The 23,334-nt window shown below is 75.2% G+C and carries 19 protein-coding genes; 8 read left to right on the top strand and 11 right to left on the bottom strand.

Annotated elements, in window-relative coordinates; genetic code table 11:
- Positions 1-30: 30 nt before the first annotated feature.
- Positions 31-2,832: a DEAD/DEAH box helicase gene (locus GVV04_RS30100; RefSeq protein ID WP_161692398.1), complete on the bottom strand. Its 2,802-nt coding sequence runs from the start codon at positions 2,830-2,832 to the stop codon at positions 31-33.
- A gap of 170 nt (positions 2,833-3,002) precedes the next feature.
- On the opposite strand from GVV04_RS30100, the gene GVV04_RS30095 reads away from it, so the two are divergent.
- Entirely contained in the window at positions 3,003-3,689 is a 687-nt protein-coding gene (locus GVV04_RS30095; protein ID WP_407938860.1) for an HAD family hydrolase, read from the top strand.
- Between the two features lie 54 nt (positions 3,690-3,743).
- Here GVV04_RS30095 and GVV04_RS30090 read toward each other — a convergent pair whose 3' ends face one another.
- Positions 3,744-4,676: a diacylglycerol kinase gene (locus GVV04_RS30090; RefSeq protein ID WP_407938857.1), complete on the bottom strand. Its 933-nt coding sequence runs from the start codon at positions 4,674-4,676 to the stop codon at positions 3,744-3,746.
- A 301-nt stretch (positions 4,677-4,977) separates the two neighbouring features.
- Between GVV04_RS30090 and GVV04_RS30085 the strand changes: the two genes are divergently transcribed.
- From GVV04_RS30085 to GVV04_RS30065, 5 genes are all read left to right on the top strand, one after another.
- Complete coding sequence (locus GVV04_RS30085) at positions 4,978-5,691, top strand: tryptophan 2,3-dioxygenase family protein (protein ID WP_161692395.1); 714 nt, start codon at positions 4,978-4,980, stop codon at positions 5,689-5,691.
- 67 nt (positions 5,692-5,758) lie between these two features.
- On the top strand, positions 5,759-7,060 hold the full coding sequence (locus tag GVV04_RS30080; protein ID WP_328822651.1) for a tryptophan 2,3-dioxygenase: 1,302 nt from the start codon (positions 5,759-5,761) through the stop codon (positions 7,058-7,060).
- Entirely contained in the window at positions 7,057-8,235 is a 1,179-nt protein-coding gene (locus GVV04_RS30075; RefSeq protein WP_328822650.1) for an aminotransferase class V-fold PLP-dependent enzyme, read from the top strand. The genes GVV04_RS30080 and GVV04_RS30075 overlap by 4 nt, the downstream gene beginning before the upstream one ends.
- Entirely contained in the window at positions 8,232-9,263 is a 1,032-nt protein-coding gene (locus GVV04_RS30070; protein ID WP_161692393.1) for a methyltransferase, read from the top strand. Before GVV04_RS30075 ends, GVV04_RS30070 begins: the two co-directional genes overlap by 4 nt.
- A 145-nt stretch (positions 9,264-9,408) precedes the next feature.
- A complete protein-coding gene (locus GVV04_RS30065) occupies positions 9,409-10,161 on the top strand; it encodes a zf-HC2 domain-containing protein (RefSeq protein WP_161692449.1) in 753 nt (250 codons plus the stop codon).
- Between the two features lie 107 nt (positions 10,162-10,268).
- On the opposite strand, the gene GVV04_RS30060 is transcribed toward GVV04_RS30065, so the two are convergent.
- From GVV04_RS30060 to GVV04_RS30045, 4 genes are all read right to left on the bottom strand, one after another.
- Positions 10,269-10,844, bottom strand: a complete 576-nt coding sequence (locus GVV04_RS30060; RefSeq protein WP_161692448.1) for a sigma-70 family RNA polymerase sigma factor — start codon at positions 10,842-10,844, stop codon at positions 10,269-10,271.
- A 345-nt stretch (positions 10,845-11,189) separates the two neighbouring features.
- The gene (locus GVV04_RS30055) at positions 11,190-11,687 is read right to left on the bottom strand and encodes a PepSY domain-containing protein (protein WP_161692392.1); all 498 of its coding nucleotides are present in this window, start codon (positions 11,685-11,687) and stop codon (positions 11,190-11,192) included.
- Positions 11,688-11,758: 71 nt separating this feature from the next.
- The gene (locus GVV04_RS30050; RefSeq protein WP_161692391.1) at positions 11,759-13,042 is read right to left on the bottom strand and encodes a sensor histidine kinase; all 1,284 of its coding nucleotides are present in this window, start codon (positions 13,040-13,042) and stop codon (positions 11,759-11,761) included.
- Positions 13,039-13,731 carry a response regulator transcription factor gene (locus tag GVV04_RS30045; protein ID WP_161692390.1) on the bottom strand — a complete coding sequence of 231 codons (693 nt, stop codon included), beginning with the start codon at positions 13,729-13,731 and terminating at the stop codon, positions 13,039-13,041. The genes GVV04_RS30050 and GVV04_RS30045 overlap by 4 nt, the downstream gene beginning before the upstream one ends.
- 102 nt (positions 13,732-13,833) lie before the next feature.
- On the opposite strand from GVV04_RS30045, the gene GVV04_RS30040 reads away from it, so the two are divergent.
- Positions 13,834-14,298, top strand: a complete 465-nt coding sequence (locus GVV04_RS30040) for a septum formation initiator (RefSeq protein ID WP_161692389.1) — start codon at positions 13,834-13,836, stop codon at positions 14,296-14,298.
- A gap of 28 nt (positions 14,299-14,326) precedes the next feature.
- On the opposite strand, the gene GVV04_RS30035 is transcribed toward GVV04_RS30040, so the two are convergent.
- From GVV04_RS30035 to GVV04_RS30015, 5 genes are all read right to left on the bottom strand, one after another.
- Positions 14,327-14,650 (bottom strand): TraR/DksA family transcriptional regulator, encoded by a 324-nt coding sequence (locus tag GVV04_RS30035; RefSeq protein WP_161692388.1) that lies wholly within the window; start codon positions 14,648-14,650, stop codon positions 14,327-14,329.
- A gap of 357 nt (positions 14,651-15,007) precedes the next feature.
- Positions 15,008-15,937 (bottom strand): siderophore-interacting protein, encoded by a 930-nt coding sequence (locus GVV04_RS30030; protein WP_161692447.1) that lies wholly within the window; start codon positions 15,935-15,937, stop codon positions 15,008-15,010.
- A gap of 150 nt (positions 15,938-16,087) precedes the next feature.
- Positions 16,088-16,648, bottom strand: a complete 561-nt coding sequence (locus GVV04_RS30025) for a GNAT family N-acetyltransferase (protein ID WP_161692387.1) — start codon at positions 16,646-16,648, stop codon at positions 16,088-16,090.
- Positions 16,649-17,011: 363 nt separating this feature from the next.
- Positions 17,012-19,204 (bottom strand): carbohydrate-binding module family 20 domain-containing protein, encoded by a 2,193-nt coding sequence (locus tag GVV04_RS30020; protein ID WP_161692386.1) that lies wholly within the window; start codon positions 19,202-19,204, stop codon positions 17,012-17,014.
- A gap of 363 nt (positions 19,205-19,567) precedes the next feature.
- On the bottom strand, positions 19,568-21,067 hold the full coding sequence (locus tag GVV04_RS30015) for an MFS transporter (protein ID WP_161692385.1): 1,500 nt from the start codon (positions 21,065-21,067) through the stop codon (positions 19,568-19,570).
- 168 nt (positions 21,068-21,235) lie between these two features.
- Between GVV04_RS30015 and GVV04_RS30010 the strand changes: the two genes are divergently transcribed.
- Positions 21,236-23,329: a penicillin acylase family protein gene (locus GVV04_RS30010; protein ID WP_161692384.1), complete on the top strand. Its 2,094-nt coding sequence runs from the start codon at positions 21,236-21,238 to the stop codon at positions 23,327-23,329.
- The last annotated feature ends 5 nt before the right edge of the window (positions 23,330-23,334 follow it).

The following is a 23,334-nucleotide window of genomic DNA, read 5'->3' as shown; positions in this document are numbered from 1 at the left end:
CACAGTCCCCGCCGGCCGCACCGGTGATGATCAGGCGGTGGCGTGGTACGCCAGGACGCCCCGGTTCACGGCGGCGATGGCCTGTCGGGCGGTGGCCCGCAGCTCGGTGGACGCCCCGCCGGAGTCGGCGAGCTGGCCGAGCAGGTCGACCACCTGCCGGGCCCAGCGGACGAAGTCACCGGCCGGCATCTCCCCGTCGAGCTCGTGGCCGCTGGCCAGCACCTTCGCCAGGGCCTCACCCCGCGCCCACCGGTAGACCGGCCAGGCGAAGCCGAGGTCCGGCTCGCGGGTGACCGTGAGGCCCCGGGCTGCCTCGTCGGCCTCGATCTCCCCCCACAGCTTCAGCGTCTCCTCGACGGCCTCGGCGACCGGCCCACGCGGCAGCGACGCCCGCTCGTCGACGTCCCGGCGGGCCTCGAAGACCACCACCGACACGGCGGCGGCCAGCTCCGACGGGGACAGACCGTCCCAGACGCCCCGGCGCAGGCACTCGGCGACCAGCAGGTCGGCCTCCGTCCAGATCCGGCCGAGCATCCGACCGGCGTCGGTGACCGCGCCGTCGGCGGACAGGTAGCCGCGCGCGGTGAGCAGCGCGACGATCCGGTCGAACGTGCGGGCCAGCGAGCCGGTGCGACCGGCGACCCGCTGGCGCAGCTCCTCGGTGTCGCGCTCCAGCCGGCGGCTGCGCTCCGCCCAGCGGGCGTGCTCCTCCCGGTCCGGGCAGGCGTGGCAGGGGTGCCGGCGCAGCTCGGAGCGGAGCTGGCTGATCGCGTGGTCCTCGCCGGCGCCCTGCCGGGTCCGGCCGCCGCGGCGACCGCCGTGCCGGTCCAGCCCGGTGCCGCTGACCTCGGCGGCGAGGTCCCGGCGGGCCCCCGGGGAACGGTGGTTGAAGTGCTTGGGCACCCGGATGCGGGCGAGCACCTCGGCCGGGGTGGTGAAGTCGCCGGGGCCGACCCGGCCGGCCCAGCGGTCCTGGGTGAGCACCAGCGGGCGGGGCTCGCCGAACCCGCCGGTGGCCGGGTCGAGCACCACCGCGAGGCCGGCACGCCGCCCGGACGGCACCCGGATCACGTCGCCGACGCGCAGCCGCTCCAGCGACTCCACCGCCGCGGCCTTGCGCTGGTGCTGGCCCTGCCGGGCGACGGCGCGTTCCCGGTCGGCGATGGCCACCCGCAGGGCGAAGTACTCGTCGAAGTCACCGTGATGGCAGCCGGCCTCCACGCCGTACGCGTCGATGGTCTCGGTGTTGCGCTGCACCTGGCGGGCCAGGCCGACCACCGACCGGTCCGCCTGGAACTGCGCGAACGAGGACTCCAGCAGCACCCTTGCCGGCTCCGCGCCGACGGTGCCGACGAGGTTGACGGCCATGTTGTAGGACGGGCGGAAGCTGGAGCGCAGCGGGTAGGTGCGGGTGGAGGCCAGGCCGGCGACGTGCCGGGGGTCGGTCTCCGGGGACCAGACGACGACGGCGTGCCCCTCCACGTCGATGCCCCGGCGGCCGGCCCGGCCGGTGAGCTGGGTGTACTCCCCCGGCGTCAGGTCGACGTGCGCCTCGCCGTTGTACTTGACCAGGCGCTCCAGCACGACGCAGCGGGCCGGCATGTTGATGCCCAGGGCGAGCGTCTCGGTGGCGAAGACCGCCTTGACCAGGCCGCGGACGAACAGCTCCTCGACGATCTCCTTGAACACCGGGAGCATGCCGGCGTGGTGGGAGGCCAGCCCGCGCTCCAGGCCGTCGAGCCACTCCCAGTAGCCCAGGACCGTCAGGTCCTCGCCGGGAATGGCGGTGACCCGGCTCTCGACGACCCGGCGGATCTCGGTGCGTTCCTCCGCCGACGTCAGCCGCAGGCCGGCGGCGAGGCACTGCTGCACGGCGGCGGCACAGCCGGCGCGGCTGAAGATGAACAGGATCGCCGGGAGCAGCCCCTCCCGGTCGAGCCGGTCGACGATGTCGGGGCGCAGCGGGCCGCGCCAGCGGGGGCCGCGCCGCCCGGCGCCGGGGCCGGCGCTACGCCCCTCGCCGAGCTCCAGCCGGCGCATCGTGTCGCGGGTGTAGCGCAGCAGCTCCGGGTGCACGTCGTGCTTGCGGGCGGCGTCGGCGTCGTGGAACAGGTCGAACATCCGCTTGCCGACCAGCATGTGCTGCCACAGCGGCACCGGTCGGTGCTCGCTGACCACCACCGTCGTCTCGCCACGCACGGTGACCAGCCAGTCGGCGAACTCCTCGGCGTTGGAGACCGTCGCGGACAGCGAGACCAGGGTGACCGAGGCGGGCAGGTGGATGATCACCTCCTCCCACACGCCGCCGCGGAACCGGTCGGCGAGGTAGTGCACCTCGTCCATCACCACGTAGGCCAGGCCCTGAAGGGTGGCCGAGCCCGCGTAGAGCATGTTGCGCAGCACCTCGGTGGTCATCACCACCACCGGAGCGTCCCCGTTGATGGCGTTGTCGCCCGTGAGCAGGCCGACCTGCTCGGCCCCGTAGCGGTCCACCAGGTCGTGGTACTTCTGGTTGGACAGCGCCTTGATCGGGGTGGTGTAGAAGCACTTGCGCCTGGTGGGCGCCGCGTCGGCGCCGTCGGCGCCCGCCGGCTGGGCGGGGGTGCCACGCAGGGCCAGGTGTACGGCGAACTCGCCGACCACCGTCTTGCCGGCGCCGGTGGGGGCGCAGACCAGCACCCCGCTGCCCCGTTCCAACGCCTGGCACGACTCCCGTTGGAAGTCGTCGAGATCGAACCCCAGGTCAAGGGCGAACTCGTCCAACGCCGGGAACTGTGAGGCCTGCGCGGCCCGGCGGCGGGCTGCGGCGTACCGTTCGGCGGGGCTAGACATGCCGTCAAGATTAATGCGTGCGTCGCGGGACCACCCGTCAAGGCCGTCCGACACCGGCGTCCAGGGCGGTCGGTAGGGTGCACGGCGTGCCGGACCATGCCGAACCGCCCCGCCCGACCCCGCCGCGCGGCATCGACGCCGCCGCCAGCGCCCAGGCGTCCCGCCGGCCCGTGGAGGCGGTGCTGTTCGACTTCCACGGCACCCTCGCCCAGGTGGAGAAGCCGCACGACTGGGTGCTGGCCGCCGCGGCGGCCTGCGGGGCGACCCTGGAGCGGGCCCGGGCCACCGGCCTTGCCGACCGGCTGCTCACGGCGGGCCGGGCGGGCGGGCCGCTGCCGGCCCGGGTGCCGCCGGCGCTGGCCGAGCTGTGGGCCGACCGGGATCTCTACCCGCACGCCCACCGGGGCGCGTACACGGGGCTGGCGGCGACCGTGGACGCCGGGATCGACGGGCTGGCCGACGCGCTCTACGACCGGGTGCTGATGCCCGAGGGCTGGGTGCCGTACCCGGACGCCGCGCCGACCCTGGCGGCGCTGCGGGAGGCCGGGGTGAAGGTGGCGGTGGTCAGCAACATCGGCTTCGACATCCGGCCGTTCTTCGCCGCCTGGGGCCTCGACGGGCTGATCGACGCGTACGCCCTGTCGTACGAGGTGGGGCGCTGCAAGCCGGACCCGGGGATCTTCTGGCGGGCCTGCGGGATGCTCGGGGTGGACCCGGAACGGGCGCTGATGGTGGGCGACACCGCGGCCGACGCCGGGGCGGTGCGGGCCGGCTGCGCGGCGCTGGTGCTGCCCGAGGCCGAGCCGGGCCGGCCCAACGGGCTGGGATCGGTGCTCGGCCTGGCCCTGCCGCGCTGACCCCGCCCGGGCCCCGGTGACGGCGCGGGGTGCCCGGCCGCCGCCCACCCCTGGTCACCGCAGCAGCCGGACCGCGCCCGGCACGGCGGTGACGGTCACCGGCAGGTCGAGGGCCCGCTCCCCGTCGGCGTAGGTGGTGATGCCCTCGGCGGCCAGTTCCACCGTCCGGGCCCGGTGGCTGCTCACCAGCGGATGCTTGACGTGGGTGCCCCGGTAGATGCGCGGCTTCACCCGGACCAGGGTGCGCCGGTCGAACCGGCCGCCGACCACCACGTCGAGCAGCCCGTCGGTCGGGTCCGCGTCCGGGCAGATCCGCATCCCGCCGCCGTAGCTGGCGCAGTTGCCGACCGCGACCAGCACCGCGTCGACCTGCAACGGCTCGCCGTCCAGCCGCAGCGTGTACCGGCGGGGGCGTAGCCGGGCCAGCTCGACCAGGATCGCCAGGTCGTACCGGCGGGGGCCGCGCGGGTGGCGCATCCGGTTGGCCCGCTCGTTGACGATCGCGTCGAACCCGGCGGCGAGCACCGCCCCGTACCAGCGGGGTGGGCCGTCCGGCCGGGTCATCCGGGCCAGGTCGACCGGGCCGGTCCGGCCGGCCCGCAGGGCGTCGGCGATCGCCGCCGCGGCGGCGAGCGGATCGGTGGGGAAGCCGGTGTCGGCGGCGAAGTCGTTGCCGGTGCCGGCCGGCACCACCCCGAACGGCACGGCCGTTGCGGCGACCGCCTGGAGTCCGTGGTGCACGGTCCCGTCCCCGCCCACCGTCACCAGCGCGGCGATCCCGTCGGCCAGCGCCGCGTGGCACGCCCGCTCCGCCTGGGCGGCCGTGTGCGCCTCCAGCAGGCGCACCGGCCGGCCCGCCCGGGCCAGCCGCTCCAGCACGCCGGGCAGCAGTCCCCGGTGCCGTCCCCGGCCGGCCGTCGGGTTGGCGAGCACGGCGACGGGGCCGTCGGGGTCCGGGCCGGGGGCGGTGCGGTCGGCAGCGGTCACGGCGAGCACCGTACCGCCGGTCGGGCGCCGCGATCATCTTCCTGCCTGCCCAAAGCCCGCCCCGGCCCTTCCGCGCCGGGACGTTCCGGCCGGCCCACCGGGGATTGACTGCGATGGATTACCGTGCTAAACGGTACGGGAATTGCTATGAAAACAGCGGAGACGGACCCATTGGTGACACTGCGGGACAGTCCGCTACCAGGGCGTGACACATTGCCTTTCGTCGTTTAATAATGGCTGCCGCTGATCCGTCGTGCGTCGGGTGCAGGGTCACCGGTGTCGATCGAAGGGAAATTATTCCGTGAAGCGGGACCACTCACCCGTGCTGCCGGGCGACGGCGCCACCGACTACGCGCGCTACATGCGCACGGACTCGCTGCTGGAGCTCCAGCGCCGCCCGGAGGAGATGATCCACCGCGACGAGCTGCTCTTCCAGGTGGTGCACCAGTCCACCGAGCTGTGGCTGAAGCTGGCGGGGGCCGAGCTGGCCGAGGCCGGCGCCCGGGTGGCCGCCGACGAGCCGGCGGCGGCCGAGCCGCTGCTGGCCCGGGCGACGCTCGGGGTGCGGCTGGTCACCGACCAGCTGGAGATGTTCCGACACCTGCCCCCGACGGTCTTCCAGGCGATGCAGCCGGCGCTCGGCACCGGATCGGGCGCCGAGTCGCCCGGCTGGCGCGGAGTGCAGGCGGGGAGCCGGAACCTCGGCCGGGCCTTCACCGACCACCTCGCTCGGCGGGGGACCGACCTGTCGACGCTGCTCCGGGCGGACCCGACGGACCCGGCGCACCGGCTGGCCGAGGCCATGGTGGAGTGGGACGAGCGGGTCGCGTTCTGGCGGGTGCGGCACTACCAGGCCGCGATCCGGGTCGGCGGCCACGGCGTCGCCGGCACCGAGGGCAGCCCGGCCACCATGCTCGCGAGGCTGATCGACCACCGGTTCTTCCCGGAACTGTGGCAGGCGCGCGTCGCCCCCGCCACGCCGGCCGAGGACATTTTCCAGCCGGACCGGCCCTGAAGAATCTCGCCGGCTCGAAATTCGCCGGAACGTCACCGTCCGTGTTTTACATAATTGTAATGTCGAGGTGCGGTTCGTGCGCGAGCTGACGAGCTGGCTGTCCGGTGGGGCCGATCCCGACAGTTTTCCCTACCTCCCGGTGACGGCGGAGTTCCACCGGACCGGCAAACACTTCGTCGGAAAGGAGTTGCTCGCCCTCCTCGACGAGACGAGGTCGCACGTCGCCGCGCGGGCGACCGGCACCGGGTCGGCGGACTCCGGCCCCGCCCGGCTGCTGCGCGCCTTCCTCGACGTCGCGCTCGACAAGTGGGACGGTCGGTACGACTACCGCAGCTACCTCGCGTTGGGCCTGCTCGGGCTGCCCGACGGCGGAGGCGGTGGCAGTGGCGACGACGGGCCGGTGGCGGAGCTGGCCGCCACCCGTGAGGGCCGCGACCGGCTGCTCGTGCACCTGGTCGCCGACGCCCTGGCGTTCGAGCTGGCCGCCGCCACCGACGCCACCGACCTGCTGCCCGAGCAGCGGCCCGGGCCGGCGCTGGTGGCCAAGCGTTACCGGCTGGGCGTCCGGGCCGTCACCCCCGCGCTGTCCCGGCTGGGCCTGACCGTCGACGATCCCCGGCCGGCGGCGGCCGTCGCGGCGCTGCACGCCCTGGCCGCCGCCGACCGCAGCGCCGCCGAGGAGCGGGCGCTGCGACTGAGCATGCTGCCGGTGTACCTGTCGCACGACGAGTACCTGTTCATCCGGGTGCTCCAGTCCTACGAGTGCGTCTTCGCCGGGCTCGCCGACGAGCTGCGCGCGGCGATCGACGCGCTCGACGCGGGACGGGCCGTCACGGCGGCGGACCGGTTGGCGTACGCCCGGGACCAGCTCGCCTCGGCCGCGCCCCTGTTCTCGCTGCTGGCGAGCATGCAGCCGGAGTCGTTCCGGACGTTCCGGGCGTACACCGAGGGGGCCAGCGCGATCCAGTCCCGCTCCTACAAGCTGATGGAGTCGCTGTGCCGTACCCCCGAGGGGTCCCGGCTGGACTCGGCCGCCTACCGGTCGGTGCCCGAGCTGCGCGACCGGGTGCGCGCCGGGGGGCCGACGGTCGACGCGGCGCTGCGGGCGGCCGTCCGCGACGGCCGGCTGGCCGGGGCGGACCGCGACCTGGTGCAGGGGCGGATGCGCGAATTCGCGGCGACGGTGCTGCACTGGCGCCGCACCCACCACCGGCTGGCGGTCCGGATGCTCGGCGAGCGGCCCGGCACCGGCTACACCGAGGGGACCCCCTACCTGGCCGAGGTCCGCGCGATCCCGGTCTTCACCGCCGTCGCCGCCGAACCCGACCCGGCCGCCCCGTCCGAACCGAGTGGAGGCTGTCCCGAGTGAGCGCACCCGAACTGGAATCCGCGACCGGCGGGCCGCGGTGTCTCGACGCCGCCGCGCACGCCGCGCTGCGCGCCGAGTTCCCCCTGCTGGAGACCTGCCTCTACCTGAACAACAACTCGACCGGCGCGGTGCCGAGGGCGGCGCAGGGCGTGCTCACCGGCTACTGGGACACGTTGCGCACCTGGCGGGACGACGCGTGGCAGGGCTGGCACGAGGGCCTCGACCGGTACGCCGACGGACTGGCCGCGTTCATCGGCGCCCCGCCGGGCAGCGTGGTCACCGACGCGAACCTGAGCATCCTGCTCGGCCGGATCGCGTCCTGCTTCGACTACCGCCCGCCGCGCGACCGGGTCGTCATCACCGACCTGGAGTTCCCGGCCGTGCCGTTCGTGTGGAACGCGTTCCGCCGCTACGGCGCCCGGCTCGACGTGGTCGGCACCGGCGGCCCCGACTTCGACGAGGACGCGCTCGTCCGGCGCGTCGACGAGCGGACGCTGCTGGTGTGCGTGCCGCACGCCAGCTTCTCCACCGGGGCCACCGTCGACCTGCCCCGCCTGGTCGCGCGCGCCCACGACGTGGGCGCCCTGGTGGTGGTGGACGCCTTCCAGAGCGTCGGGGTCATGCCGCTGGACGTGACGGCCCTCGGCGTCGACGTCGTCCTCGGCGGCTCGCACAAGTGGCTGTGCGGGGTCGGCACGGCCTTCCTCTACGTCCGCCCCGACCTGACACCGACCCTGGAGCCGGCGGCGACCGGTTGGCAGGCCGGCGACCGGGCGCTGACCTTCCGGCCGTCGACCGGCTGGGCCGCCGGCGCCCAGCGGTTCGCCGGCGGCACCCCGTTCCCGCTCACCTCGCTGGTCTCCCAGGTCGGCCTGGACCTGCTGGCCGGCGTGGGCGTCGCCGCGATCCGGGAGCACTCCCTGGCGTGCACGTCCCGGATCCTGGCCCGCGCCGGGGCCGCCGGCATCACGGTGGTCAGCCCGACCGAGCCGCATCGGCGCGGCGGCGTCGTGTGCCTGGACGTCGCAGACGGTGAGGCGGTCAAGCGACGGCTGGCCGCGCGGGACGTGATCTGCAGTTGGCGGGGCTACCTGCGGGTCGGCCCGCACGTCTACAACACCCTCGACGAGGTCGACGCGTTCATGGACGCACTGGAAGAGGAGCTGGGTCGATGACCGTCACGCTGTCGCCGCGGGCCCTGATGAGCCTGCTCGCCAACGGCACCAAGGCCATGGACGTGCTGGAGACAGCACTCACCATGGGCCTGCTCGACGCGCTGGAGCCGGGTCCGGCCGTCCTCGGCGAGCTCGCCGAGAAGTTCGGGGTGCGCCCGCTGCGGCTGTACAAGTTCCTGGACTGCCTGGAAAGCCTCGGGTTCGTCGAGCGGGACGAACCCGGCGACGACATCGCCGTGGCCCGCTACCGGGCCGTGCCCGGGCTGCGCGACGCCGTGGCGGCCGTCGCCGGGCCGGACGCGGTCGAGCGGGACCGGGACCGGTACCCGTGGCGGCGGCTGCACGGCCGGCTCGCGGAGAGCCTGCGCGGAGACGCGGGCATGACCGACGACGACTTCGCGTGGCCGCCGCGCGACGACGAGCAGACCGCCGCCTTCGAGCGCAGCATGGCCGTCGGCCTCGGCCCGGTGCTCGAGACGGTCCACCGGCACGCCGACCGGTTGTGGCCGGACCGGCGCCGCCTGCTCGACGTCGGCGGCGGCGACGGCACGCTCGCCGCGCGGGTGCTCGACGACGCCCCGGGGCTGCGGGCCGACGTGTACAACCTGCCGGCGGTGGCACCGCTGGTGGAGCTGACGCGGGCCCGCTGCGGGCACCCGGACCGGCTGGGGTTCGTCGGCGGCGACTTCCTCGCCGAGCCGCTGCCCGGCGGCTACGACGCGCTGGCGTTCGTGCGGGTGCTGCACGACTGGCCGAACGACGTGGCCCGCACGCTGGTCGAGAAGGCGTACGCCGCCCTCGCGCCGGGCGGGCTCCTGCTGATCTGCGAGGAGTTCCGCACCCCGGACCGGCTGGCGATGCAGTTCTTCTGGAGCTACTTCCTCATCGGCGTCGACAGCTGCGTCAGCCGGCTGCGGGAGGTGGAGTTCTACACCGCCCTGCTCGAGGAGGTCGGCTTCACCCGGGTGCGGGTGCTGCCCGGCGGCTGGGAGCTGGTCACCGCGTACAAGCCGCCGCACGGGCCGTGAGCCGGGGCGGGCGGCGGCGGGGTGCGCTCGTCGTCGAGCGGCATGACGACCGCTTCGCCGGGAGGCAGCGCCCGCGGGGCACCTGACCAGCAGCGCGCGGTTCGTCGGCGGGAACCACAGGCCGCCGGTGAGCGACTATCGGTACATGCGGTGTGAGCAGTGGCGGGAGATCCTGTCGGCCCAACTGGACGGGGAGGAGACCCCGGCCGAGCGGGCCGCGACCGACGGGCACCTGGACACGTGCGGTGACTGCCGGGCCTGGTTCGACGCGGCGGCGGCGGTGACTCGGCGGGCGCGTACCCGGGTGGTGTCGCCCATGCCCGACCTGGCCGACGCGGTCCTCGCCGCCGTCCCGGCCGGGGCCTCCCCCCGCCGGACGCCCGCCTGGCGGGGCCGGCTGGTGGCCGGGCTGCGGGCCGCGCTGGGCCTGGTCGGTGCCGTGCAACTGGTGCTCGGGCTGGCGCAGGTCGGCCGGGGCGCGGTCGTCGCGCACGCGCACGCCGCCGGCCAGCACCTGTGGCACGAGTCGGCGGCGTGGAACGTCGCCGTCGGCGCCGGGTTCCTGTTCGTCGCGGCGCGGCGGTTCCCGCCCGCCGGGGTGCTGCCGATGCTCAGCGCCTTCGTCGCGACGCTGGTGCTGCTGTCGGTGAACGACCTGATGACCGGTCAGGTGGCCGCGTCCCGGCTGGTCAGCCACGGTTTCCTGGTGGTCGGCTGGGTGCTCACCGTGCTGCTGTCGCGGCCCCGGCTGCGCCCGGGTGGTCCGTCGTCGGGGCAGGGCCGGTCGCGGGCCTCCCGCTGGCGGGTCGAGCCGGACCAGTCCGAGCAGCCGGCCCCGCTGCGCCTGGTGCCACCGCAGCCGTACGCCGCGCAGGCCAGCGACCGGCGGGCCGCCTGAAGGCCGGCCCTCGGCGGGCGGGGCAGGCGCCGTCGGCGGTCCCCGGAGGACTCAGCCGGCGCTGGTCGGACGGGCGTCAGCGGTCTCCGGGCCACCCGCCCCGGGGCTCAGCCGGCGCTGGTCGGGCGGGCCGGGTGGGCGTCGGCCTGCCAGGCGGCCACGAGGTCCTCGCGCGCCCGCGCCACCCGGGAGCGGATCGTGCCGATCGGGCAGCCGCAGACCTGGGCGGCCTCCGCGTAGGACAGGCCGGCCACCTGCGTGGCCACGAAAGCCACCCGTCGTTCCGGGGCCAGCGCGGCGATCAGCCGGTGCAGGGCGACCCCGTCGTCGGCCGCAGGCTCGACCGCGCCCACGCCCTCCGCCGCCGTGCGCCAGTCCGGCAGGGTCGCGGTACGCGGGCGGGTCACCGCCGCCCGGACGTGGTCGACGGCGACCCGGCGGGCGATGGTGAACAGCCAGGTGCGGGCCGAGGAGCGGCCGGCGAAGCCGGGCAGGCTGCGCAGCGCCCGCAGGAACGTCTCCTGGGTCAGGTCGTCGGCCTCTCCCGGCCCGGCGAGGTGGGCCAGGAACCGCCACACCGGTCGCTGCAGGGCCCGGACGAACGCCGCGGCGGCCTGCTGGTCGCCCTGCCCGGCGAGGCGTGCCCAGCGGGTCACCTGCTCGTCGTCGGCCTCCGCGGTCACCACGGCCGGCCACCCGACCCGACGCGGGTGGCCGCGCCCGACCGGCGGCGCGCTTCGGCGGTGCTCACGCGGACCGGTACGGCGCGCGGCGCTGTTGCGTTCACGTGGTCTGTCTCCCGGCCCGGCTCCGGCGGCTGACGCCTCCCACCAGCGGCGGGAGGCGTATCTCCGCGCGCCGCCCCGGTGCGGCGCACCACTGTTTGTCGGGCGCGGGGACGGAAAAGTTCCCGGCGCCGCACCGGGCCGTCGCCGGGCGCGCCATCGGACGGGCGACGGCATGCCCGGCGACGGGGACGGGCGGGCCGCTCCCGGATGGGAGCAGCCCGCCCGGCCGGCCGGCGTCGCTCAGTCGTCGCTGCCGTCGTCATCGTCGTCGTCATCGTCACGGTCATCGTCACGGTCGTCGTCGTCGACCGGCTCCTGCTCGGCCTTGACCACCGCGCCGTCGTTGCGGTCGACGTCGACCTCGTGCTCGGTCTGCCCGTTGACGATCTCGACGCTCCACACCTGACGGCCGTCCTCGTCCTCGGCCTCGACCTCGACGATCCGGCCGCCTCCGGCACGCGCCAGCGCGATCTCGCCGGCCCGCCGCTCGTCGACGCTCCCGTCGGCGGGGGGCGGCGTCGCCGTGCCGGCCGGCGAGCCGGTGGCGGGCACACCGGTCGCCGGCGCCGAGGTGGGGGCGCCGTCCGGGCTGCCGGTCGCCGCCGGGGCCACGGTGGCGGCGACCAGGGCGGTCGGTGTGGCGCGGTCGTCGGTGGCGGTGACGCCGAGGGCGACCCCGGCCACCGCCAGCATCGCCGCGCCACCGACGGACGCCATGATCAGGGAGTTGCGCTTCATCTCGGTACACCTTTCCTCGGTTGCTGCGTCGAGGATCGACCGTGGCGGGATAGCGGCGCGCTGCACGAACGCTAAGGCCCGGTTAAGGTCGCCGGCGGGGCCAGCCGCAGGCGCACCTCGGCCCCGCCGCCCGGGGCGGTGCGCAGCTCCAGCCGGCCACCGCCGGCCTCCGCCGCGCGGCGGGCGATGTCCAGGCCCAGCCCGGTGGACCCGGCCGGGCTGGCTCCCCGGCGTACCGTGGCGGCCGGCATGCCGGGTCCCTCGTCGGACACGGTGAGGACCACCCCGTCGGCGTCGCGGGCGAGACGGACGGTGAACGCGGTGCCATCCGGGGTGTGCGCGAACACGTTGCCGAGCAACGCGTCGAGGGCCGCGGCCAGCTCGTCGGCGGGCACCCTGACCGGCAGCGGCCCGGGATTCAGGTCGCAGCGGACCTCCCGCCCGGTGTCCTCGGCCAGCACCGACCAGAACGCCACCCGGTCGGCGACCACCGCCGCCGCGTCGCCGCCCACGGCGGCCGGCGACCGGTCGCGGCGGGCCTGGCGGATCAGGCCGGTCACGGCCCGCTCCAACCCGTCCACCGCGGCGGCGATCCGCGCCGCCTCCTGCGGCTCGCGCAGCGACTCGGCCTCCAGCCGCAGCGCCGTCAGCGGGGTGCGCAGCCGGTGGGAAAGGTCGGCCACCTGCTCGCGCTCCTGGGCGAGCAGGACCTGGATCCGGCCCGCCAGGTGGTTGAGCGCGCCGGCAACCTCGCGCAGTTCCGCCGGGCCCGCGGGCGTCACCCGGGCGTCCAGCTCGGCGTTGGCCAGCCGGTGCGACACCGTGGACAGCTCGGCGATCGGCCGGACCAGGGTGCGGGCCAGCCGGTCGGCGACCAGCAGCCCGAGCAGCACCAGCAGCACCCCGAGCAGGGCCAGCACCAGCCAGGCCCGGGTCACCCCGGCGGTCAGCTCGGCGCGCGGCACCACCGTCCGGATCACGCCCGTGCCGTCCGGCCGCCCCTGCACGGCGATGACCACCTCGCGTCCCTCGTCCGACTCCGCGGTGAGGCTGCGCCCCCGTTCGGCCAGGGCCACCGCCGGGGTACGCGGGACGGGCGTGCCCAACACCGTGTCGCCGGGCAGGAACACGCTGACCGGTCGGCCCGACTCCGCGGCGAGCTGCTCGGCGGTCAGCCGGATGGTCGCCGCGTCGGCCGTACCCACCACCGGCACCAGGCTCTGCGCGTCCGCGGTCGCCCGGACCGTGGCCCGGTCCTCGGCCACGTCCCGCACCAGCAGCGCCAGCGGGACGAGGAAGGCCACGAGGGTGAGCACGCTGACCGCGGCGGCCAGCAGCGCGAGCCGCGCCCTCACCCGGCACCGCCCGGGCACTCCAGCCGGACCCCCACCCCCCGCACCGTGTACAGGTAGCGGGGCTGCTGGGCGCTCTCGCCCAGCTTGCGGCGCAGCCACGACAGGTGCACGTCGACGGTCTTGTCCGCGCCCCCGTACGGGATCTGCCAGACCTCGGTGAGCAGCTCCCGCTTGGTGACCACCTCGCCGGGCCGGGCCGCGAGGTGGTGCAGCAGGTCGAACTCGCGTGGGGTCAGCTCGACCGGCGTGCCGTCGAGGGTCACCTGACGTGAGCGCGGGTCCACCCGCAGGCCGCCCACCGCCAGCGTCGGGTCCTGCGTCGCCTGGGCCGCGCCGCGCCGCAGCACCGCGCGGACCCGCGCGTCAAGTTGGGCGGCGGTGAACGGCTTCACCACGTAGTCGTCGGCGCCGGCGTCGAGGACCCGGACGATCTCGGTCTCGTCGTCGCGGGCGGTCGCCACGATGATCGGCACCGCGCTGACCGCCCGCAGCATCCGCAGCAGGTCCCGCCCGTCGAGGTCGGGCAGGCCCAGGTCCAGCACGACGAGGTCCGGCCGGTCGTCGAGGGCGTCGCGCAGACCCGCCATCGCGGTGGACGCGGCGGCCACGGCGTGGCCCCGGTCCCGCAGCGCCCGCGCCAGCGGCGTCCGGATGGTCAGGTCGTCCTCGATGAGCAGCAGGCGGGGCACAGGATGCAGGCTAGCCGCCGGGACCGCCGCCGGCCGGTTCCTTAACCCTCCCTTAGCCTCGACCGGCGCTCCCGCCAACCTTCGATCGGGGATAGTCGGGGGATGCGCCGTCGTCGTGCCCTCGCCTTCGCCGGGTGGCTGGCCACCGCCCTGCTCGCCACCCTGGTCGGGGTGGCCGCGATCCGGCTGGTCGGGGAGAGCATCACCGGCACCCCGGGCGGGGTGCACAGCCAGCGGGACGTCGAACGGGCGCTGGCCTCCCCGCAGGCGAGCACGGGGGCCCCGGGCGGCAGCCCGTCCACCGGGCCGGGCGGGCCGTCGGCGACCGCGTCGCCGGGGGCCGGCGCGCGCCGGTTCTTCGCGACCGCCGGCGGCAGCGCGGTGGCCGAGTGCGCCCCTGGCGGGGTGCGGCTGGTGTCCTGGGCACCCGCGCAGGGCTACCGGGTCGGCGACGCCGACCAGGGCCCGGACGACGACGTCGAGGTCACCTTCGTCGGGTCGGGCGGCGAGCACGAGCTGAAGCTGCGGTGCGTGGCCGGCGAGCCGGTGGCCGTCGCCGACGACTGACTCGGCGACGGCCACCGGCGGATCGTCGTCAGCCGTGGTGCTTCTGCTGGCAGGGCACGCAGAATCGGGCGTGCGGGACGACCTCCAGCCGCTCCGGCGGGATCTGCGCCCCGCACTTCTCGCAGGCGCCGTAGCTCCCGTCCTCGATGCGGCGCAGGGCATCGGCGATCCGCCCCAGGCTCATCCGGGTCGCCGCGATCAGCGCGGCGCGGGTGTGCGCCTCACCCGGGTCGCCGGTGTCGGCGGTCAGCTCGGTCAGCCGGACCGTCTGCGCCGCGTGATCGTCGGTCAGTGTCGCGCGCAGGTCGGCGAGCCAATGCCGGCCGCTGGCGTCCTGGATGTCGGTGCTCATGTCGCGTCCTTCCGGAAAAAGGTAAAAGAAAAGGGCCGAAGCCGGAAGCTTCGCCCTGGTGGCCGTACCCGTCGGAGGTATCCCGGCGGGGGGCCACGCCCGCTGGGGATCGGGCTCGGCAGCCCGTGGATGGGGGCGGCGCCGAGCGACGGCGCACCCGCCGGGCGGGCGGCCACCCACGTGCGCCGGCCGGCGGCAGCCGGCGACGCCGTCACGACGGTGACGGTGACGCGGGCGAGCGGCGCGGCCGATGGCATGGGGCCACCATAGGCCGCGCCGACGCGGAACCCAACCAGGTTGCCCGCCGGAAACAGCGGTTCCGGCGGCCGGTCCCAGCCCACCCCGATCGGCGGCGGGTCAGATCGGGTCGGCCCGGCCCAGCCGCCAGTAGCCCATGAACGCCACCGCCCGCCGGTCGATCCCCCGCTCGACGACCAGGTGCCGGCGCAGCGTACGGATCACCCCGGCCTCGCCCGCCAGCCAGGCGTACAGCGGCCCCTGTACCGGCGCCGCCGGGGGCGGCACCTCCCAGAGGATGTCCCAGTCGACGTCCACGTCGGCGATCGACATCCGCCCGGACGGCGGGCCCGCCACGGCCGGCGCCCGGCCGGACAGCATGCTCGCCGTCGCCGCGGCGACGGCGGGGACCAGGCGGCTGCCGTGCGGCCCCCCGTCACGGGGCAGCCAGGCCACGTCGACGCCGGGCGGGGTCGGGACGGACAGCGCATCGGCCCGCTCCGGCACCTCCAGCAGCACCCGGCCCCGGGCGTCGAGTGGGAGCCGTTCCAGGATGGCGCAGATCGCGGGCACGGCCGTCTCGTCGCCGGCCAGCAGCAGGTGATCCGTCGACGGGGGCCGGAACTCGATTCCGCCGTGCTCGCCGGGGTAGCCGGCGTCGGGGCCGAGCAGGGCGGCCTCGTCCCCGGGCCGGACCCGGTGGGCCCACCGGCTGGCCGGGCCGCCGTCACCGTGCAGGACGAGGTCGATGTCGACCTCGGCCAGTTGGGGCCGGGCCGCCCGGACGGTGTAGGTGCGCACCGGGCAGCGCCGGTCCTCGGGCAGAGCCCGCCACCTCGCGTGCCAGTCGGCGCCGACGGGGAGCTGGACCCCGCGCTCCCCGGGCAGCGGCAGCGCCAGTTTGATCCGCTGGTCGTAGCCGTTGTCCGCGAACCGGTCGAGGTCGGGGCCGGTGAAGGTGACGCGGAGGAACGAGGGGCTGAGCCGGCGTACGGCGCGGACCTCGACGGCGAACAGGCGCCACGGCGCGATGGGCAGGGTCTGGGTCATGACACCCTGCTCCGGCGACGGCTCGACGTGATCATTCGACACGAGGTTAGGCTAACCTAACGCCACAGTCGGGTGTCAGGGTGGTGCAGCCTTCCCTCCTTCGGGCGGCGGCCACCGCCCTGACCAGGCCGGACGGCGCCCGCCGGTGGGTCAGCCGAGCGCGGCGGCCCGGTCCAGGAAGAGCAACTGGGCGCGCTTCTCCGGCAGGTCGATCTGCGGTCCCGGCACGAATCCCGCGCGGGTCAGCCGGGCGATCGCCTTGTCGTTGCGCGCGTCCGGCTCCGCCACGATGCGCCGACGGCTCGGGTCGGTCAGCACGAAGGCCAGGAAGGCGTCGAGCAGGACGGCGGTGAAGCCCGGCTCGACGCCGCCGTCCGGCGGCCCGATCATCAGGTGGATGCCGAAGTCGCCGGGCTGGACGTCGTAGCACTCCCCCACCGGGTCGGCCGCCGGCTCGTACGTCTGGAACAGCGCCACCGGCCGGCCGTCCCGGTGGATCAGGTAGGCGTGGTGGGTGTCGAGCGAGTCCAGGTACTCGTAGATCTCCAGCACCCGCTCGCGGCCGGCGTCACGCATGCCCCAGAACCGCGAGCGCTCCCGGGTGACCCAGTCGTGGATCACGTCGATGTCCTCGGCCGGCCGCACGGGCCGGATGGCCACCTCGCCGAAGCCGTCGATGTGGCGCGCGTAGGAGGTCGGGGCAGTCGTCATGTCTCTCCTCGATGGGGCCGGCGGTGGCGCGGGCCGCCGTCCGGCCGGCGGCCTGCCACGCCGACGGCACCGGCCGCCGGCACCGGCCACGGCGCGGCACCGTGGCGGAAAGTCAGGACAGGCTAGCCTAACCGTCGGGCGTGCGCCACGGTCCACAGTCTCCCGCCCGGCTGGGAAGCCCTCCCCACCTACGGAGGCGGGGAGTTCCCTGCCGCCGTAGGCCGTCGCGGCTCCGGCACGATCAGCGTCTTCGGCAGCCCTCCTCGTGGCCGTGTCGGACAGTCCCGGGTGGCCCGCGACCGCCGACGGGGTGGCCGGCTCCGGGGAGCCGGCCACCCCGTCGGCGCAGGGGCGGTGGGTCGCCTACCGCCAGGTGTCGGTGCTGGTCCGGGTGCCGCCGGCCGGGGTGGTGAAGGTGCGGTTACCGCCGTTCTCCCAGGTGACGGAGCCGTTTGGATTCTTCTTGATGTACTTGTACTCCACCGCCGTGTTCGGGGGCAGGTTCAGCGTGGCCCGCCAGACCGGGTAGTCGGCCGAGGAGAGCGCGACGGCGCTGGCCGGGTTCCAGCCGCCGAGGGCCGCGATGTTGCCGACGACGTAGACGTTCTGGCCGTAGGAGGTGGTGACGGTGGCGTGGAACGAGGCGGCGACCTGCCCGCCCGTGTCGGTGTCGCCGCGGAAGGTCTCGTTCACCGTGTAGGTGCCGCCCTCCGGGGTGGTGAAGGAGCGGTTGGCGCCGGTCTCCCAGGTGACGGAGCCGTCCGAGGTCTTCTTGATGAACTTGTACTCCACCGCCGTGGACTGCGGCAGCTCGATCACCGCCTGGTACGTGTTGTTGCCCTGCGCGGTCAGCTTGACGGCGCTGGCCGGGGCCCAGGAGCCGAGGGCGGGGATGCTGCCGACGACGTAGACGTCCTGGTCGGCGGCCGGGGTCGCGGCGACGGTGAAGGTGGTGGCGACCTTGTCGGTGGGGATGACCGTCGGGGTGACCGTGGGCGACGCGGTGGGCGACGGGGTGGCGCCGCCGGGCCGGGCGTTGACGTGGATCGCGACCGCGTTGTTGGCGGGGATGGTCACGGTGGCCCGGCCGCCGGAGACGGTCACCGTGCCGCCGGCGCAGCCGGACCCGGTGGCGGGGCCGGAGACGACATCGCAGTACTGGCCGTCGGCGAGGCCGGTGGTGAACGTGGCGGTGGAGGCGCTGCCGGAGTCGTTGACGCCGAACCAGGCGCGGTCGCCCCGGTGGAAGCCGATGACGTTGCTGTTGACGGTGGTGAAGTCGGAGACGGTCTTGACCGACCGGGCGGCGTTGGCCCAGCCGACCATGCCCTTGACGCCGGTGGACTGGCTCAGGCAGTTCCACGCGCCGCCGCAGGCGGTGTCGGTGACGTAGCCGCTGCCGTTGGCCGGCGGGGACTGGTTGCGGTTGGACCAGGAGAAGCTGTCGTAGACCGAGGGCTTGCCGTGCGGGTAGGCCAGGGCGAAGTAGTTGGCCAGGGTGTAGTCGCTGCCGTTCTTGTAGGACAGCACGACCCCGTCGCGCTCCAGGTCGTGGTTGGTGACCATGGAGAAGACGTTGGCGCTGGGGGCGTCGAGGTTCCAGCTCGGAATGTTGGCGAGGGTGGAGATCGAGCCCTGGAAGGCGGACCTGAGGCCCTTGGCGTACGCGAAGTCCAGCACGTCGCCGTTGCCGGTGAACGCCCGCGCCTTCAGCGCGTCGTTGCTGGCGCCGTCGAAGATCTCCTGCGCGATGTACGGGCGCTTGTTCTCGGCCACGGTGTTGCGGAGCTTGCCGAGGATCGCCGCGAAGTCGTCCTTCTTGATGTGCTTGACCGCGTCGACCCGGAACCCGTCGACGCCGAGGCCGATCATGTCGTTGAGGAAGCCGGCGACCTTCGTGCGGACGCTGTCCTTCTCGGTGTACAGGTCCGTCAGTGCCAGCAGCTCGCAACTGGTGACCTGGGCCTCGTTGTTCCAGTCGTTGATGCCGCCGCTGGTCGGGCAGTTGTCGCCCGGCCGGTGGAAGTCCCCGTTGCCGTAGGGCACGGCCGGGAAGCTGTAGCCGGGGCCGGAGAAGTCCGTCCCCGCGTACCCGACGATCTCCTCGGGGTTGTTCGCCCCGGCCATGTGGTTGACGACCGCGTCGACGTACACCCGGACGCCGGCGTTGTGGCAGGCGGTGACCATCGCGGCGAACTGCGCGCGGGTGCCGAACCGGCTCTCCAGCTTGTACGACACCGGCTGGTACACCTCGTACCAGGGGTGCACGCCGTCGACGCTGTTGGGCAGGCTGACCGACTCCTGCGGCGGCGCGACCTGGACCGCGCCGTACCCGGCGGGGCCAAGGTGGTTGGTGCAGGCGGCGGAGACGGACGGCCAGTTCCACTCCCACAGGCTGGCCGTCACCTCGCTGTCGTTGAGCCCGGCGGCGGCGCGGGCGGGGGTGGCGGCGGTGGTGGTAGCGATCGCGGCCGGCACGGCGACCGACGCGGCGACGGCGGCGGCGAGCAGCAGGCCGCCGGCGCGGCCACGTAGGGGTGACCTCAAACGTTCCATGACGGGTGAACCTTCCTCGGGGGCGAAGAGGCACTGGTGGATGGACGGCCGTCCAGGTAGCAAGACGATGCGGGATGGATGAAAGACTTTGCAAGACCTTTCGGCAAATTTTTTGAAACCTGCCGGCAACACGCCGCCCGCGCAGCCGCCCCACCGCACTCCCGGCGCATCCCCGCCGCCCACCCCAAGGACTCTCCCCTCGCGTCCGAGGGAACTCCTTGACGCGCCCCGAAAATCGGCGCAACTTCCACCGCAACAACTTCCAGCTTTTGCGAGAGGCTTGCACGACCCGGGCACCGCCACGCCGCACGCTCCGGTCGGTCGGCATCGCGCTGCGGTCCGGTCGGCCGGCCGGAGGGCGCCTCAGGCAGTGCGGTGCGCCCGCCGCAGCAGCCAGGCGGCGACCAGGCCACCGGCGAGGACGGCGACCGCGCCCACCGTCTGCCCGGACTCCGACGCGGCGCGGAAGGCGTCGGCAACCTGGGCCCGGTCCGCGTCTGTCCGGGCGGCGGCCAGCGCCGCAGGGAACGAACCGGCGCCGGCCAGCGCGGCGGGCAACAGGGCCGCGAACCGGGCGTTCAGCACGGCGCCCAGGACGGCGACGCCGAGGCTGCTGCCGACCTCCGTCATCGCGCCGTCCACGCCGGCGCCCGCGCCGGCCTTCTCCGGCGGGATCGCGCTCATCACCGCCTCCACGATCGCCGGGTTGGCCAGGGCGCAGCCGGTGCCCATGGTGAGCAGGCCGACCAGCAGCACGCCGTAGCCGTCCCCCGGGGCGTGGGTGACGAACAGCAGGCCGCCGCAGAGCAGGGTCATGCCGACGGCGATGGCCCCGGCCGTGCCGAGCCGGCGGATCAGCCGGGCGGCGATGCCGGCGAGGTTGAGCACCACGATGGACAGCGCGAACGGCACCATCCGCAACCCGGCCTCCCAGGCCGGGTACCCGCGCACGAACTGGAGGTGCTGGGTCAGCAGGAACAGCGCGCCGGTGGCGCCGAAGGTGATCAGGACGACCCCGGAGACCGCGCCGACGAAACGGCGGTCCCGGAAGAAGCCCATGTCCAGCATGGGGTGGGCGATCCGCCGCTCCCACCACACGAACGCGGCGAGCAGCAGCACTCCCCCGGCGGCCGGGCCCAGCACCGGGGCGGAGACCCAGCCCCGGTCGGGGCCGGCGATGATCGCGTACACCACGGCGGTGAGGCCGGCCGTGGACAGCGCCACCCCGCCGAGGTCGAGGCGACCGCCGGACGGGTTACGGGACTCCGGCACCAGGAGCCCGGCGGCCACCAGGCAGACCACCACGATCGGGACGTTGACCAGGAAGATCGCCTCCCACGGGAAGCGGGCGAGGATGAGCCCGCCGACGGGCGGCCCGGCCGCGAAACCCAGCGCGCTGGCCGCCGCCCAGATGCCGATCGCCCGGGGCCGCTCGGCGGCGTCGAAGACCTGCATCGCCACGGCGAGGGTGGCGGTGACGAGCAGGGCGCCGCCGACGCCCATGCCGGCCCGGGCCGCGATGAGCTGCCCGGTGGACTGGGCGAACGCCGCAGCCAGCGAGCCGGCGCCGAACAGGACGAGGCCGGCCAGCAGCAGCCGGCGCCGGCCGTACCGGTCGACGGCGCTGCCCGCGGTGAGCAGCAGTCCGGACTGGACCAGCGCGTACGCGTTGATGGTCCACTGCACGTCGGCGGCGCTGGCGCCCAGTTCGGCGGTGAGCACGGGCACCGCCACGGTCAGCACGGTGTTGTCGAGCACCACGGTGACCTGGGCGAGGCAGAGCACGGCGAGGATCAGCCACCGGGTGGGCAGCGGGCGGGCGGGGGCGGACAGCGTCCGGACGGCGGGTTCGGACAGGCTCATGGCGCTCCTGGGCGGAAGGGAAAGCGGGTGGACCGCTCAGCTCGCGGCGAGCACCGGGACGTGACGGGCGGCGAGCGTGCCGAGGGGCGACCTCCCCTCCCGGTTCCGTTTCACGCACCCCTCCAGTAAGGTCCGTAAGTTAGGGGAGGGTAACCTAAATTGGGACTGTTGTGGGAGCCTGCCTCGTCGGGTGCGCCGCACGCCCGGACGACCGGCATCCGTCGCGACGCCTGGGGCGTGGCGCACCTGTGGGCGGACACCGTGGACGAGCTGGCCCGCCTCCAGGGCCGGGCGGCGGCGCTCGACCGGGCCTGGCAGATCGAGGTGGAGCGGTGGCGCTCCGAGGGCCGGCTCGCCCAGCACGTCGGGCCCGCCGAGGTGGGCTGGGACCGGTTCGCCCGCCGGGCCCGCCTCGACGACACCGCCCGGCGCTGCTTCGTCCGGCTCGACCCCGCCGCCCGGCGCTGGGTCGCCGCGTACGCACAGGGGGTCAACGACGGGCTCGCCGAGGGGGCCGCCAAGGCCCCGGAGTTCGCGGCGGCCGGCTGCGCCCCCGGCCGGTGGCGGCCGTGGTCCCCGCTCGGGGTCTTCCTGGTGCAGCACGTGCTGTTCGCGACCTTCCCGAACAAGCTGTGGCACGCGCACGTCGCCGCCACCCTCGGGCCCGCGGCGGCCGGGCTGTTCAGCGCCGAGCCGCCGGCCGGATCGGGCAGCAACGCCTGGGCCGTGCCCGCCGACCCGGCCACCGGGCGGGGCCCGGTCATCGCCGGCGATCCGCACCGGGTCCTCGAACTCCCCGGCATCTACCACCAGGTCCGGCTGGCCTGCCCCGAGTTCGACGTGCTCGGGTTCGCCTTCCCCGGCGTTCCCGGCCTGCCGCACTTCGGCCACGCCGGCGAGGTGGCCTGGGCGGTGACCAACGCGATGGCCGACTACCAGGACCTCTACCGGGAGCAGCTGCGCCGCGACGGCGACCGGGTCCTGGTGCGCGAGGCCGACGGCTGGGCGCCGGCCCGCCGCCACGTCGAGCGCATCGGCGTACGCGGCGGCGACCCGGTGCGGGTCGAGGTGATCGAGACGCCCCGGGGCCCGGTCATCGACGAGGACCGGCACACCGGCGAGGCGATCAGCCTGCGCACCCCCGCCCGGGTCGAGCAGCGCCTCGGCTTCGACGCGCTGCTGCCGCTGCTGCGGTCGCGGACCGTCGACGACGTCGCCACGGCGCTGCGCCGCTGGGTCGAGCCGGTCAACAGCGTGCTCGTCGCCGACCGGTCGGGGGCGGTCGCCCAGCTCGTCACCGGCCTCGTCCCGGTCCGCGACGAGCGGTGCCGGCGGGAGCCGGTGCCCGGCTGGGAGCCGCGCTACCACTGGACCGGCGAGTACGCCCCGATGCCCCGGACCGCGGTGACCGGGCCGGCGGTCTGCGCCAACGACCGCCGGCCCGACGTGGCGGCGCTCGGCGTCGACTTCGCCCCGCCGCACCGCGCCCGGCGCATCCGCACGCTGCTGGATGCCGGGGCCGGGCCGTCCACCGTGCACACCGACGACCGGCTGGACGCCGCCGTCCTGCGCGGCGCGCTCGACCGCCTCGACGTCGACGCCCTCAGCACGCCGGCCCGGGCCCTGCACGACCGGCTGACCGCCTGGGACGGGCGGATGCGCGCCGACAGCGCCGACGCCGGCGCGTTCGCCGCCTGGCGGGCGGCCCTGGCCCGAGGGCTGCACGAGCACCCGCGGCTGCGCCCACTGCGCGCCGAGGGCGCGTACGACGAGCTGTTCGCGGCGTGGACCAATCCCCTGGGTCGCATCGGCCACGCCCTCGACGCCGTGGTGGCGGGGCTGGGCCCCCTCGGCGTCGACGTGGGGCCCGTGGCCGCCGCCGCGCTCGAGGAGGTGGCGCACGGCGACCCGCCCGGCACCTGGGGGCGGCGGCACGTCCTGCACCCGGTGCACCTGTCGGTGGCCAAGGAGGTCGATGCGGCGGTGGAGGAGATGCGCGAGCGGGTGACGCTCTCCGGCGACGCCGACTGCGTACTGGCCACGAGCAGCGTCCCCGGGATCTCCGACGCCTGCTGGCGGGGCCCGGTCGCCCGCTACGTCTGGGACCTGACCGACCGGGCGGACAGCCGGTGGGTGGTGCCGTTCGGCGCCTCCGGCAGCCCCGACGACCCGCACTTCGACGACCAGCTGCCCCTGTGGGCCGCAGGCCAGCTGATCCCGGTGGTCACCGACTGGGAGCAGCTCACCGGCATGATGATCTGAGGGGT

Origin of the sequence: Micromonospora rubida (assembly GCF_009908295.1) — a bacterium.
Classification (GTDB): domain Bacteria; phylum Actinomycetota; class Actinomycetes; order Mycobacteriales; family Micromonosporaceae; genus Micromonospora; species Micromonospora rubida.
Note: the sequence above shows the minus strand (reverse complement) of the source record. Positions and strands in the feature narration are given on the sequence as shown.

Bases quoted from the DNA above. Each gene is read 5' to 3' on its own strand.
- GVV04_RS30100 (WP_161692398.1), bottom strand. From the start codon at position 2,832: ATGTCTAGCCCCGCCGAACGGTACGCCGCAGCCCGCCGCCGGGCCGCG.
- GVV04_RS30070 (WP_161692393.1), top strand. From the start codon at position 8,232: ATGACCGTCACGCTGTCGCCGCGGGCCCTGATGAGCCTGCTCGCCAAC.
- GVV04_RS30065 (WP_161692449.1), top strand. From the start codon at position 9,409: ATGCGGTGTGAGCAGTGGCGGGAGATCCTGTCGGCCCAACTGGACGGG.
- GVV04_RS30055 (WP_161692392.1), bottom strand. From the start codon at position 11,687: ATGAAGCGCAACTCCCTGATCATGGCGTCCGTCGGTGGCGCGGCGATG.
- GVV04_RS30040 (WP_161692389.1), top strand. From the start codon at position 13,834: ATGCGCCGTCGTCGTGCCCTCGCCTTCGCCGGGTGGCTGGCCACCGCC.
- GVV04_RS30035 (WP_161692388.1), bottom strand. From the start codon at position 14,650: ATGAGCACCGACATCCAGGACGCCAGCGGCCGGCATTGGCTCGCCGAC.
- GVV04_RS30030 (WP_161692447.1), bottom strand. From the start codon at position 15,937: ATGACCCAGACCCTGCCCATCGCGCCGTGGCGCCTGTTCGCCGTCGAG.
- GVV04_RS30025 (WP_161692387.1), bottom strand. From the start codon at position 16,648: ATGACGACTGCCCCGACCTCCTACGCGCGCCACATCGACGGCTTCGGC.
- GVV04_RS30020 (WP_161692386.1), bottom strand. From the start codon at position 19,204: ATGGAACGTTTGAGGTCACCCCTACGTGGCCGCGCCGGCGGCCTGCTG.
- GVV04_RS30015 (WP_161692385.1), bottom strand. From the start codon at position 21,067: ATGAGCCTGTCCGAACCCGCCGTCCGGACGCTGTCCGCCCCCGCCCGC.